We start from the raw sequence: 14267 nt of genomic DNA, 5'->3' as shown, positions 1-14267 counted from the left end.
AATTTAACATTTTGATTACCAATCCACATCTAGCCGTATAAGGGTATAGTCGTCTTGCCCTGCTTTTATATTGTTTTATATCAGTGACAAACACACCGGTCTCACGGACCTTTAAACAATGTTTGTTGGCCTTCCATAGAAATACCCATAAATCCTACATCATATAGCTTGTTGCCCTTTGATGATAATTTGTATTTTTGATCAATGCAACAACCTTGGATGGGAAGTTTTAAATAAAGGGTTCCATAAGTATGGACATATAGTACGGTATGGACACATTCGATTATATTATTGTAGGCGCTGGGGCAGGCGGATTTATGCTCGCCGAAGCTCTGGGGAAAGATCCTTTTTTCAAGGGTAAAACTATCTTATTATTGGATAAGGATTCCAAAAGTAACAATGACCGAACCTGGTGCTTTTGGGAAAATGGCATGGGCGACTTTGATGACATCCTCCACAAGTCCTGGAACAATATTTATTTTGGAGGCCCAACCTACGATGCAAGATTGGACATAGCGCCCTATTCCTACAAAATGGTAAGGGGCATTGATTTCTACTCCGCATATAAGAATAAAATTGCCTCTTATTCCAATATTGCTTTCAGAACAGATACGGTTCTTGACATTGAGGACAGGGACCAGCATGTTTTGGTCAGGACAGAGAATACCGTTTATACCGCAAAAAAAGTATTCAATAGTATATTGGATTACAAGGTGTTGAAAGCCCAGACCAAATACCCACTATTACAACAACACTTCATCGGTTGGTTCATTAAAACCGATAAACCAGTTTTTGATATGGACCAAGCTACCTTTATGGATTTTTCCATTCCCCAAAAAGGCAATACACGGTTTATGTACGTACTCCCCTTTTCTGAAACTGAGGCCTTGGTGGAGTACACCTTATTTTCAGAAAGCCTACTCCCTGAAGCTGAATATGAAGAGGCCATAGCCACCTATATAAAAGAACAATTGCAATGTGATGCATTTACTATCCTTGAAAAGGAAAAGGGCAACATACCCATGACCTGTTTTGATTTTAATGTTTTCAACAGTAAGAATCTACTCCATATAGGCATGGCCGGGGGATGGGCAAAACCCAGCTCGGGATATACTTTCAGGTATGCTTGGAAAAAAACCAAACTCTTGGTCTCATACTTGAAAAAAGACAAACCACTTCATCATTTCTCCAAAAAGGACCGTTTTTGGTACTATGATCTACTATTACTGGATATTCTTCATCGGGACAACCACAAAGGCGAGTCCATTTTTGGCACGCTCTTTAAAAACAGGTCCCCACAATTGATTTTTAAGTTTTTGGATGAGGAAACCAATTTATGGGAAGAACTTAAAATTATTACGGCCTGCCCAATTATTGACTTTACCAAAGCTCTATTGAGAAGGGTATTCTAACCTTAAAAAAACCTTCCATGAAATGATACAAACGCGTTTGGGAAAATTATCGGATATCATCGGAGTATTGGAGCTTCAGGAACTGAATCTTTTTAAAAATTTAACTTTTGAGGAATTGCAGCATGGGTTTGTCACCACTCCTTTTACCCAAAAACAAATTGAAGACATTATATCACAAGATGGTCTCTTTGTTGGGCTTGATGAGCACCAGAAGGTAATTGCCTATGTCTTTGCCGGGGACTGGTCGTATTTTTCACAATGGGATATATTCAATAAAATGACCGGAAGATTTTACAATTTATCATTTCAAAATATTCCGATTACCACGGAGAACAGTTTTCAATACGGTCCCATATGCATCCATAAGGACCACCGCGGCCGCGGAATTATAAACCAGATTTTCGAAACAATGCGACTAATTTTCGTGGACAAATACCCCATCAGTGTCACCTTTATAAACAAATTGAACAAAGTTTCGGAGCATGCCCATATCCAAAAGTTGGGTTGGAAAGTTGTGGATGAATTCAGTTACAATGGCAATGCCTATAGTGCCTTGGCATTTGATATGTCTAAAAGTGTCCAAGATAAGGGCTCTTGCAACTAAGGTGCTAATGGCGCTATACTTTGCGCTTCATTAAACCTTCCCCAAAACGCTTGAGAATTTCTTTCTTATCGGGGGAAATTTCCAATGTTTCCAACACCTCAAAGGCCTTATTGGTGTACTTTTCAATTTCGTCCTTCGTCTGTTGGGCGGCCGTGCTCTCTATAAATACATCCTTCACGGTATTGATCTTGGCCGAGGTATCTTTGGGTTTGATAGAAAACAAATGCGCCAATTCTTGCGCTTGTTGGGTGGTCGCCATTTCCAATGACTTGAGGTACAAGAAAGTTTTTTTGTTCTCTATAATATCCCCACCTACCTGCTTCCCAAATGTCTTGGGATCACCAAAAGCATCCAGATAATCATCTTGCAATTGAAATGCTATTCCCAAAAGCCTACCAAATTCGTAAATGGCTTTCTGGGACGCTACCGATGCACCCGCAATAATAGCTCCCATTTTCATCGCCGCCGCAACCAAAACTGCGGTCTTATATTCAATCATTTTAATATACTCAGGGATGGTCACATCCTCCCTATCCTCAAAATCTACATCGTACTGTTGTCCTTCGCAAACTTCCAATGCTGTTTTGCTGAACAATCTTAGAAGATCTTTATAAACCTGCCCCTCATATCGTTCAAAATATTGGATTGCACTGATCAACATGGCATCACCTGATAGTATCCCTGTATTTATATCCCATTTTTCATGTACAGTGACCTGTCCCCTGCGGAGTGGGGCATCATCCATTATATCGTCATGTACCAAGGAAAAATTATGGAAAACCTCCACGGCCAGTGCCGCGTCCATGGCCTCTTTGTAATCCTTTCCAAAAATATCCGCTGTCATCAATGTCAATACAGGACGCAAGCGTTTTCCTCCCAATCCCAAGATATAGCTCATAGGGGCATATAAATTTTCAGGCTCTCTGGTTGTGGTCTTGGCCTCTAAATAATCGATGAATTCCGAACGGTACTGGTCTATGGTGAGCATTAATGCAATTTTTGTCCAAAAATACACCAAATCAATAAATCATCATACTTTCCAAAGGGATTAAGCGTTTTTCATGCCTTCATGATATCCATTCCACGAAAAACTTTGGAAACTTTTTTTGTTTTTAAAGTTTCCTGCGTTATATTTGCCGCTCTTATGAGAGAAAATATCATCGAAAAATCGTCCGAATTGTTCTTGAAACTTGGATTCAAAAGCATTACCATGGATGATATTGCCCAAGAAATGGGCATTTCCAAGAAGACCATTTACATCCACTTTAACAACAAGACCACTTTGGTAGAAGAGTGTACCATGTTCATCTTCCATAAAATTGTGGATAATATCAATTGTATCCGGGATCTGCAAAAAAATCCCATCGAAGAGCTCTATGAGATCAAAAAAATAGTCATGTTGCATTTGCATGATGAAAAAGGATCCACAGAATTTCAGCTACAGAAATACTATCCAAAAATTTTTATCGCCCTTAGAAAGAAGCAATTCCAGATCATGGAAGATTGCATCGTTGACAACATCAAGAAAGGTGTTGGTGAGGGCATATACCGAGAGAACATCAACGTGGACTTTATCGGTAGGATCTATTTCTCCGGTGTCACAACCCTAAAGGATCATGATATATTTCCCGAAGAGCAATTCCCCATAAAGGTATTGATGGATGACTTCCTGGAATACCATCTTAGGGGAATAGTAACCCCAAAGGGAAGGAAAATATTAAATGCATTAATCAATTCAAATCACGAATAAATGAAACAGTTTTTACTAATCGCCTTTACTGCACTCATTGGCCTAACGGGGTCTGCCCAAGAACAGGTCCCACAGAGCTTTTCTTTGGACGAGGCGATCGCCTTTGCCCTGGAGCATAATTATAAGGCCATCAATGCCAACAAGGATATCATTGATGCCCAAAAACAAAAGTGGGAAACCATTGCCGGGGGCCTACCGCAAATTGAAGGTGCAGTAAGCTATCAAAATCAACTGAAACAGCCCGTTTCCCTGATCCCTGCAGAGTTTTTTGGTGGGGAACCTGGGACCTTCGCTCCTATTGTATTTGGACAGGCACAAACAGCAAGTGCCACAGCCACCTTAAAACAACAAATTTTTGACGGCTCCTATATTGTAGGCGTACAGGCATCCAGAGCATTTATCAGCTATAGTGCCAACAACAAAGAAAAAACAGATCTTGAGGTCCGCAAAGCCGTGGTTGAAGCCTACGGTAATGTGCTTCTTGCCAAAGAAAGTGTTGCAATACTTGAAAAAAACCGGGAAACACTTAACAAAAACCTGTACGAAACCAAGAAAATCTATGAAAATGGACTTGGAGACGAAGAAAGTGTGGACCAACTTCAGATTACCCTTTCTTCCGTGGAGAATCAATTGAGAAATTCACAACGATTGGAGAGGTTGACCCTTCAAATGTTGAACCTCGTAATGGGCCTGGACATTGAAACTCCCATCGTTTTAAAGGAAGATCTGGACAAACTTACCCAAAAAAAAATGGACCTAAGGCTACTGGATCAGGAGTTGACCATGGAAAACAATGTGGATTATAAGTTGGCCTACAACCTCAATGAACAACGTTACTATGAACTAAAATTGGCAAAAAGCAGGGCCCTACCCACGTTGAATGCCTTTCTAAATTACGGGTCCACGGCCTTTAGTCAAAATTTTGATTTTTTTAGCGGGGATCAAGAATGGTATGATTCATCCGTACTTGGTTTTGACCTCAGCATACCCATTTTCAGCTCCTTTAAGCGCAGTGCCACTACGGCAAGGGCCAAAATAGCATTGGAAAAGGCAAAGACTCAGTTGGAAGAAGCCAAAGAAAATATCAGATTGCAGTTGGAAAATGCCAAAAGTGAGTATCTGTTCGCCATAGAACAGTACGATACTTCCAAGGACAACCTGGCCTTGGCCGAGCGCATTGAACATAAAAATCAGGTAAAATATACTGAGGGACTGGCTTCGAGTTTTGAGCTAAGGCAGGCCCAAACACAATTGTATACCGCCCAACAGGAATATTTGCAATCTATGGTTGGGGTTATCAATAAGAAAACAGCATTGGAAACTATCATCAACAACTAAGAGATCTATCAAAATAAAGCCATCTATAATACTATTCAAATGAAAAAAATCTATTCCATACTTGTATCCGCCCTTGTACTCACCGCTTGTGGCAATAACGGTCAGTCCTCCGTGGACAGCCTTATTGAAGCTGGTGATGTGGAGGCCCTAAGGGCCAAGAAAAGTGAACTTTCCGAGCAATTAAAAACTACGGATAGGGAAATAAAGCTTCTCGACTCTGTCATTGCAACTTTTAACTTGGATGAAAAGTTACCATTGGTTACCACAGTCATGGCCGAGGAACAAAAATTTGACCACTTTTTGGAACTTCAGGGAGACGTAATGACCAAACAAAATGTATTGATCTATCCGGAAATGGCTGGAACATTGCAAAAGGTCTATGTTCAAAAAGGACAGCAAGTAAGAAAAGGACAGTTGTTGGCAACCATAGATGACGGTGGGTTGGGAAGCCAATTGGAGCAACTTAAAACACAGGCCGAACTGGCCAAGACCACCTTTGAACGCCAAAAACGCCTATGGGAACAAAAAATAGGCTCTGAAATACAGTACCTCCAAGCTAAGTCGAACTACGAGGCACAACAGAATGCTGTGAAACAATTTCAAAGCCAATTGGGAAAATCTACCATTAGGGCTCCCTTTGCTGGTATCATTGACGATGTTATCAAAGACCAGGGTACCGTGGTTTCTCCAGGTCCGGGATCAGAAGTGTTCCGAATTGTCAACCTCTCTGACATGTACATAGATGTAGAGGTTCCGGAAACATATCTAGGCAGTATTACCAAAGGGAAAGAAGCACAGGTTTACTTTCCTGTTTTAGGGGATAGTGCCAACACCAAAATCCGCCAGACCGGAAATTTCATCAATCCAAGCAATAGATCTTTTAACGTGGAAATCCCCGTTCCCAATAAAAATGGGAACATAAAGCCTAACCTCACCGCCAAGGTTCGTATCAATGATTACACTAGTGAAAAAGCAATTCTGATTCCCCAGAGCATTGTTTCCGAAAATGCCGAAGGGGAGCAATATGCTTATATCGCCATGGAACCCAATGCTGATAATGAGGCTATAGCGAAAAAAACCATTATTACCACCGGGAAGACCCAAGGAGCATTAATTGAAGTGCTTTCCGGATTGGTCAATGGACAACAGGTGATCAAGGAAGGCGCAAGGAGCGTTAAAGATGGTCAAAAAGTAAAAATCATAAACTAAAGAGTCCATGAGCAGACAGAAAAAAAACGCTGATAAGGAATTTGGACTATCATCATGGGCCATTGATAACCCGAGTGTGATCTATGTGATGATCGGTCTCTTTCTTTGGATAGGCCTTTCCTCATATTTTGCGATGCCAAGGGAAGATTTTCCGGAAATCAAGGAAACCAAGATCTATATAAGCACCCTCTACCCCGGCAATACCGCGGAGGACATAGAGCGCTTAATTACCGACCCTTTGGAGGACAAATTAAAGAATGTGAGCAACCTTGTGGAAATAACCTCCACCTCCCAAGAAGATTACTCCATTATCACGGTAGAATTTGATGAAGAAATTACCGTAGAGGCTGCCAAGCAGAAAGTAAAAGATGAAGTAGACAGTGAAAAGGCCACGGAAGACTGGCCTATTTTCAACAATGCCAAGGTAGACCCCAATGTGTTCGACCTAAATCTTTCCGAGCAGTTCCCTATCATGAACATCAATTTCACTGGGGATTATCCGGTTGAAAAGTTAAAAGAATTTGCGGAGCACATGCAGGACGAAATTGAGGACCTGCCCGAGGTAAAGCAAGTGGATATAAGAGGAGCCCAGGACAAGGAGGTTGAAATTGCAGTGGATGTATATAAAATGATGGCTGCCAAAGTCAGTTTTGACGATGTATTGAACACGATAAGAAACGGGAACGTAACCATGTCCGCTGGTAACCTAAAAACCAGTAGTCAAAGAAGGACCATTAGAATATTGGGGGAGATTGAAGACCCCAAGGAACTCAACGACTTTGTGGTAAAATCAGAAAATGGAAATGCCGTTTATCTAAAGGACATAGCGCAAGTGACCTTTTCGGAAGAAGAAAAAACAACCTTTGCCCGTGAGTTCGGAGAGAGTGTGGTGATGTTGGATGTAAAAAAACGGGCGGGCAAGAACATGATTGAGGCGGCAGACAAGATCAAGGCCATGGTCAAGGATGCCAAGGCAAACTACTACCCTGCAGATCTGGGAATATCCATAGCCAATGATTCATCGGGCAGGACCCTGAACCAAGTAGATGACCTTGTCAACAATATCATATTTGGTATTATCCTGGTGGTTACCGTACTCATGTTCTTTTTAGGGTTCAGAAATGCGCTCTTTGTAGGGTTTGCCATCCCCATGTCCATGTTCATGTCGTTTATGATCCTGTCATTATTGGGATATACCCTAAACACCATGATTTTATTTGGTATGATCATGGGCTTGGGAATGTTGGTAGATAATGGCATTGTGGTCGTGGAAAATGTGTACCGACTCATGGATGAGGGAATGCCGCGTATTGAGGCAGCCAAAAAAGGTATTGGTGAAATAGCATTTCCCATTATTATTTCAACGGCCACTACGGTAGCCGCCTTTGTTCCCCTAGGTCTATGGCCTGGAATTTTCGGGCAGTTCATGATATACTTCCCGATCACCCTATCCGTGGTTCTTGGATCATCACTTTTTGTGGCCATATTCATGAATTCCATGTTGGTCTCCAATTTTATGGACACCGGAGATAAGGAACTATCATTGAAGCAATTGATCCGCCTTAGTATAATCCTGGGCGCAATAGGTATTTTTGTGCTCATTTTTGGCGGAGCGATGAGAGGTTTGGGAACGGTCATGATCATAACAGCTCTGATGTTCTGGGTTTATAAATACTTCCTGAAAAAGTGGGCTGTCAATTTTCAAAAAAACACCATGGTACGTTTTGAAAACTGGTATGAAAAGAGATTGATCCATGCGCTCAAAGGAAATAATGTCTATTGGTATTTTGGCATAACCGTGGTCATGTTGATCGGTGCATTTATGCTTTTTGGGGCTTCTATCGGGGCAAAAAGAACCAAAATTGAATTTTTCCCGGACACCATCCCCAATGAAATATATGTGTACATCGAATATCCCCAAGGAACATCCATTGAGAAAACGAATGAGTTAACACAGGCTATTGAGAAAAGGGTATATGCTATTGTAAATAGCAATAAATATACCGATGCCACCGGCGAGACCAATTACCTTGTGGAATCTGCCGTTTCACAGGTCGGTGAGGGTGCAGGGAACCCACAAACAGATGGTGGCTCGGCTGCCGAAATGCCGCATCGTGGCAAGCTAACCGTATCCATGAGGGAATATAAGTACCGGAACGGACTGGATACAGAGGAACTCCGGGAAAACATACAGGAATCCCTAAAGGGTATCTATCCAGGAGTAGCCATTTCCGTGGAGAAGGATGCTGCTGGTCCTCCTGCGGGATATCCCATCAATATTGAACTTCAAGGAAAGGATTATGATGTATTGATCAATACCGCTGAGGACATGCGGAATTTTATCAACACCAAAAATATTGCAGGGATAGAGGAACTGAAAATTGACGTAAATAAGGGCAAGCCCTCTATGCAGGTGGTTGTAGACCGTGAGAAAGCAGGGGAGTTGGGTGTTGCTGTAGGCCAGGTGGGAAATCAGCTCAGAAGATCCCTGTTTGGCGAAAAAGCCGGTATTTTCAAAAAGGATGGGGAGGACTATAATATCAATGTTCGTTTTAATGAGGAGAACAGATATGAAAAGAGTGCCCTCTTCAACCAAAATATCATTTTTAGGGATCCGGCAAACGGACAGATCAAAGAAATTCCGGTCTCTGCCGTAGCCTCACAAAGAAACACCTCTTCTTTTAGCGCCATCAAGCACAGGGACAACGAAAGGGTGGTTACGGTTTATTCCGGATTAAAACCTGGATTTACGGATGCTGCGGCCATTGTGGCCGAAATCCAAGAAGAAATGGAGAGCTATAAGGCCTTGCCACAGGACGTACAAATAGATTATACCGGACAGATTGAGGAACAGAACAAGCAAATGAACTTTTTAGTGGGCGCTTTCTTTTCCGGGTTAGGGTTGATCATGCTTATTTTGATATTCCAATTTGGGGGAATCTCCAAACCAGCGATAATCATGATTGCTATATTTTTGAGTTTTATCGGGGTCTTTGGCGGACTGATCATTACCGGGAAACCATTTGTGATCATGATGACCATGATGGGCATTATTTCCTTGGCGGGTATTGTGGTCAACAATGGTGTGGTACTGTTGGACTACACTCAAATACTTATTGACCGAAAAAAGGTTCGTTTGAATATTGACGATAGTGAACTACTAACAAGGGATGATGCTAGGGAATCCATTATACAAGGTGGAAAAGCAAGATTGCGCCCTGTTATACTTACCGCAATCACCACCGTATTGGGGTTGATTCCTTTGGCGATTGGATTGAACATAGACTTTTTTGCCCTGTTTTCGGAGTTTAATCCTCACATCTATATAGGAGGGGACAATGTGATCTTCTGGGGGCCATTGGCATGGACCGTCATCTATGGTCTTATCGTGGCAACCTTCCTTACGCTTATTATTGTGCCTGTATTATTCTTCATCACCTATAGGTTCAAAATAAAGTTCCGCGCTAGAAGGAAGTAATAAAATGTATAAATTGGCAAATAAAAAAAGGGGTAGTTCTAAAAACACTGCCCCTTTTTCCGTATTTCTAAGCTAAGTTTGTTACCATGAAATAATTCCTATGTTCAAATAGAATTTAAGCTTATCACTTGATCATACCCTCTAAAATTTGGACATAAAAAAACCCGCAATAGATGCGGGTCATATATTTTATAAAGTAATTCTTTTAATTGATCACCAACTTACCGGCTTTATCCCATTGGATTACTTCTGCAATACGGCTATCCACAAAATCAACCTCCTGTAATCCATCAGCCTGCCAAAAAAACCACTTTCCAGTTTTTTGTCCTTCCACATAAGAACCCAAAGCTATCTTCTCTCCTTTTTCGTCATACATGGTCCATTCACCATGTAATTTTCCGTTCAAGAAATGCCCTGATTGGGAAACTATACCATTTTCATGGAAGTAGGTTGCTTTAACCATATCACCAACCTTAACAAAGTTCGGTTCAGGTGTCTGAGCATAAGTTACTAGTGAGAAAATAAATGCGAAAACTAAGGATGCTACTTTCATTGTATTTGGGAATTAAATTGAATTATAATTTGTTAACGAATTAAATTTACAAATATTTTACAATAAAACAATAGTTAGGTAACATTTAGTTTACATTAAATTAACATTGGAATACGCGACAACGTTTCAAAGAATAGAAAAAAACATGCTATGGTCCACTCTTTACATTTTAAGTAACATTTAAAAGCCAATAACTTTCACAGCTAGTTAAAGGAAAATGCTTTGCACTTTTAAAAATATTGCACAACATACACCCTAATTGTTTCTCCTTATCCCGATACTTCTTACATTTGCGAATCAATTAAGACATTATAAATGTATAGAAGTCAAACCTGTGGCCAATTAAGGTCTTCAGACATCAATAAAGAAGTAATCCTCTCCGGATGGGTACAAAAAGTTAGGGATAAAGGGTTTATGATTTGGGCCGATCTTAGGGATCGTTATGGCATTACCCAACTCATTTTCGATGAGGAGCGTACCTCCAAAGAAATAATGGATCAGGCAAAATCCTTGGGAAGGGAATTTGTGATCCAAATACAAGGCAAGGTAATTGAAAGGTCCTCCAAAAATCCAAATATGCCTACGGGAGATATCGAAATATTGGTCACCAATCTGGTCATTTTGAACAAGGCCCTGCTTCCACCGTTTACCATTGAGGACCAGACAGATGGTGGGGAAGATATCCGAATGAAATATCGCTATCTTGATATCCGAAGGAACCCAGTTAAAAACAACCTGATATTCAGACATAAGGTGACCATGGAGGTAAGGAAATACCTCTCCGATCAAGCCTTTATAGAAGTTGAAACACCATATCTAATAAAATCCACTCCGGAAGGAGCAAGGGATTTTGTGGTCCCAAGTAGAATGAACGAAGGTCAGTTTTATGCCCTTCCACAATCTCCCCAAACCTTCAAGCAATTGCTAATGGTTGGCGGCATGGACAAATATTTCCAAATCGTTAAATGTTTTAGGGACGAGGACCTCAGGGCAGACCGCCAACCGGAGTTTACGCAGATCGACTGCGAAATGGCATTTGTGGAACAAGAGGATATATTACATGTATTTGAAGGACTTACAAGACATCTATTGAAGGAAATCAAAGGGATTGAAATTGGGGATTTTCCACGTATGACCTACGATGATGCCATGCAGAAATACGGGAACGATAAGCCCGACATTCGATTTGGAATGGAATTTGGCGAATTGAACGCTGTAGCCCAACATAAGGATTTTGCCATATTCAACGATGCGGAACTGGTTGTGGGAATTGCAGTACCAGGGGGAGCTGCGTATACAAGAAAAGAAATTGATGCACTTATAGACTGGGTAAAAAGACCACAGGTAGGTGCCAAAGGCATGGTCTATGCCAAATACAATGAAGATGGCAGCTTCAAATCTTCCGTAGACAAATTCTATGACGAAAAAGATCTTTCCCTTTGGGCCGAAGCTACTAATGCAAAACCAGGCGACCTAATCTGTGTCCTTTCAGGAGAAACTCATAAAACAAGGACACAATTAAGTGCTTTGAGAATGGAACTGGCTCAACGTTTGGGACTTCGGAACAAGGATGAATTTGCCCCGTTGTGGGTTGTAGATTTCCCTTTGTTGGAACTGGATGAGGAAACCGGTCACTACCATGCCATGCACCATCCCTTTACCTCCCCAAAACCAGGACAACTAGAATTGCTGGACAGTGATCCGGGAGCAGTAAAGGCAAATGCCTATGACTTGGTATTGAATGGTAATGAAATTGGGGGAGGATCTATCCGTATCCACGATAAGGAAACCCAAGCTACCATGTTCAGGCATCTAGGCTTTACAGAGGAAGAAGCAAAATCACAATTTGGCTTCTTGATGGACGCCTTCCAATACGGTGCACCTCCCCATGGAGGTCTGGCATTTGGACTGGACCGGTTGGTTGCTATTTTGGGCGGACAAGAAACCATCAGGGATTTTATTGCCTTCCCAAAAAACAATAGCGGAAGGGACGTCATGATAGATGCCCCTGCCTTTATTGATGACGCACAATTGAAAGAATTAAATCTTAAATTGGACATTCAATCATAACCTAAAAATCCCGTTTATCACGGGATTTTTTTTAACTATACATTAAGGTAAGCCAAACAATGCCGATCCAGAAGAAGAATATCTTAATGCGGTTTTTAATTTGGAGATACAAACATATCTCCAACAAAACCTTTATTTATATTCTCAGTGTCATTGTTGGTTTTTTGGCCGGTTTGGCTGCTGTCACCTTAAAGAACACTACTTATTTTATTGAGGCATTTTTGGAACAGGGGATTATCTTTTCCAATAATCAATTGTATTTCATATTGCCCGTAATTGGGCTTTTCTTTGTGTTTCTTTATGTGAAGTTTGTTTTGAAGAAACCCTTGGAACACGCTGTTTCCTCCATCCTTTTTACCTTGTCCAAGAAAAAGGGACTTATAAAGCCCGTACAGATTTATACCCCTTTGATTACAGCTCCCCTTACCGTTGGTTTTGGAGGTTCTGTTGGATTATTGGGCCCGGCCGTGGCCTCGGGAGCTGCCATTAGTTCCAACCTTGGAAAATTGTTCCACATCAATGCCAAAACAAGGTCCTTATTGATTGCCTGTGCCTCGGCAGGAGCTATTGCCTCCATCTTTCAATCCCCTATCGCCGCCATTATTTTTGCCGTGGAAGTCTTTAGCTTGGATCTGACCATGCTTTCTTTACTTCCTTTATTACTGGCATCTATTTCGGGTGTTCTAACATCGTATTTCTTTCTGGGCAATGAGGTACTTTTTAATTTTACCATTACGGACAAATTCGAAATAAAGGATACCTTTTTCTTCATTTTACTCGGTGTCGGAACAGCCTTTGCCTCTATTTACTTCACCAAAATGTATTTTGCTATTCTTGCTTTTTTTAAAAGGTTCAAGAGTCCTAAATACAAATTATTGGTCGGAGGTATTACCATAGGGATCATGCTCTATTTTATTCCGCCTTTATACGGGGAAGGTTTCGGACTGATCAACAATCTTTTGGATGGGGACCATTTAAAAGCCTTGGGGAAAACCCCGTTCGATGCGTTTACCAGCAACATATGGGTGGTAATTGCGCTTTTATTTGGCATTACCATTTTCAAGGCCATTGCGATGACCACTACGATAGCGGCAGGAGGGTCCGGTGGGATCTTTATCCCGACGATGGTCATGGGAAGTGCTTTGGGGAATGTAGTCGCCAAGGTCATCAACAATTCTGGGCTGGGCCTAGTGGTTTCAGAAAGTAATTTTACCCTTATTGGCATGGCCGGACTTATAGCCGGTGTTTTGCACGCTCCCCTAACTGCCATATTTCTAATAGCCGAGATTACGGGAGGCTACGAACTCTTTGTGCCCTTAATGATCACCTCTTCCATCTCCTACCTGATCACCAAAAACACAATAGACCATTCCATTTATACCAAGGAATTGGCACAACAAGGTGCATTGATAACCCATAACAAGGACCAGACCGTTCTTACCCTAATGCATTTGGATGATGTGATAGAACAGAATTTCAAGACCGTGACCTCCACAATGACCCTAGGGGAAATGCTCCATGATTCCGTTGCAAAATCTACCAGGAATATCTTTCCCGTCATAGATGAAAATGATGCTTTGGTGGGAATCATCCTTTTGGACGATATAAGGGAAATAATGTTCGACAGTTCCCTATATGAGTCAACCATGGTAGGATCCCTTATGCACAGTGCCCCGGAATATATCTTTTACGAAAAGGACACCATGCAAGAGGTCATGAAAAAATTCCAGGATAGCGGTGCTTGGAACCTGCCCGTAATAAAGGATGGCAAATACCATGGTTTCATTTCAAAATCGAAACTGTTGACCGCTTACAGGAGAAAATTGATCAATTTTACCAAATAAAAAAATCAT

At 41.3% G+C, this 14267-nt stretch carries 10 protein-coding genes; 8 read left to right on the top strand and 2 right to left on the bottom strand.

Features of this window, described 5'->3' with window-relative positions; genetic code table 11:
• Positions 1–269 precede the first annotated feature (269 nt).
• Both WAA86_RS02850 and WAA86_RS02845 read left to right on the top strand, forming a co-directional pair.
• On the top strand, positions 270–1412 hold the full coding sequence (locus WAA86_RS02850; RefSeq protein WP_337299458.1) for a lycopene cyclase family protein: 1143 nt from the start codon (positions 270–272) through the stop codon (positions 1410–1412).
• A gap of 22 nt (positions 1413–1434) precedes the next feature.
• Positions 1435–2016, top strand: a complete 582-nt coding sequence (locus tag WAA86_RS02845; protein ID WP_337299457.1) for a GNAT family acetyltransferase — start codon at positions 1435–1437, stop codon at positions 2014–2016.
• Positions 2017–2029: 13 nt separating this feature from the next.
• Here WAA86_RS02845 and WAA86_RS02840 read toward each other — a convergent pair whose 3' ends face one another.
• On the bottom strand, positions 2030–3004 hold the full coding sequence (locus tag WAA86_RS02840) for a polyprenyl synthetase family protein (RefSeq protein ID WP_337299456.1): 975 nt from the start codon (positions 3002–3004) through the stop codon (positions 2030–2032).
• Between the two features lie 156 nt (positions 3005–3160).
• On the opposite strand from WAA86_RS02840, the gene WAA86_RS02835 reads away from it, so the two are divergent.
• From WAA86_RS02835 to WAA86_RS02820, 4 genes are read left to right on the top strand one after another with little or no spacing between them, the layout of a single operon-like run.
• Complete coding sequence (locus WAA86_RS02835; protein ID WP_337299455.1) at positions 3161–3766, top strand: TetR/AcrR family transcriptional regulator; 606 nt, start codon at positions 3161–3163, stop codon at positions 3764–3766.
• Positions 3767–5104, top strand: coding sequence for a TolC family protein (locus tag WAA86_RS02830; protein ID WP_337299454.1), 1338 nt, complete (start codon positions 3767–3769; stop codon positions 5102–5104).
• Positions 5105–5143: 39 nt separating this feature from the next.
• Entirely contained in the window at positions 5144–6313 is a 1170-nt protein-coding gene (locus WAA86_RS02825) for an efflux RND transporter periplasmic adaptor subunit (protein ID WP_337299453.1), read from the top strand.
• 7 nt (positions 6314–6320) lie between these two features.
• The gene (locus WAA86_RS02820) at positions 6321–9791 is read left to right on the top strand and encodes an efflux RND transporter permease subunit (protein WP_337299452.1); all 3471 of its coding nucleotides are present in this window, start codon (positions 6321–6323) and stop codon (positions 9789–9791) included.
• A gap of 205 nt (positions 9792–9996) precedes the next feature.
• Here the strand turns inward: WAA86_RS02820 and WAA86_RS02815 are convergent, their stop codons facing one another.
• The gene (locus tag WAA86_RS02815) at positions 9997–10344 is read right to left on the bottom strand and encodes a toxin-antitoxin system YwqK family antitoxin (protein ID WP_337299451.1); all 348 of its coding nucleotides are present in this window, start codon (positions 10342–10344) and stop codon (positions 9997–9999) included.
• A 315-nt stretch (positions 10345–10659) separates the two neighbouring features.
• Here WAA86_RS02815 and aspS point away from each other — a divergent pair, with 315 nt between their 5' ends.
• Complete coding sequence (gene aspS, locus WAA86_RS02810) at positions 10660–12414, top strand: aspartate--tRNA ligase (protein ID WP_337299450.1); 1755 nt, start codon at positions 10660–10662, stop codon at positions 12412–12414.
• An 86-nt stretch (positions 12415–12500) separates the two neighbouring features.
• Positions 12501–14258 carry a chloride channel protein gene (locus WAA86_RS02805; RefSeq protein ID WP_337299449.1) on the top strand — a complete coding sequence of 586 codons (1758 nt, stop codon included), beginning with the start codon at positions 12501–12503 and terminating at the stop codon, positions 14256–14258.
• Positions 14259–14267 lie beyond the last annotated feature (9 nt).

The organism is Sediminicola sp. 1XM1-17, assembly GCF_037203765.1.
In the GTDB taxonomy this organism is placed as follows: domain Bacteria; phylum Bacteroidota; class Bacteroidia; order Flavobacteriales; family Flavobacteriaceae; genus Sediminicola.
The sequence above is the reverse complement of the archived record's forward strand: the minus strand, read 5'-3'. Positions and strand labels throughout refer to the sequence as shown.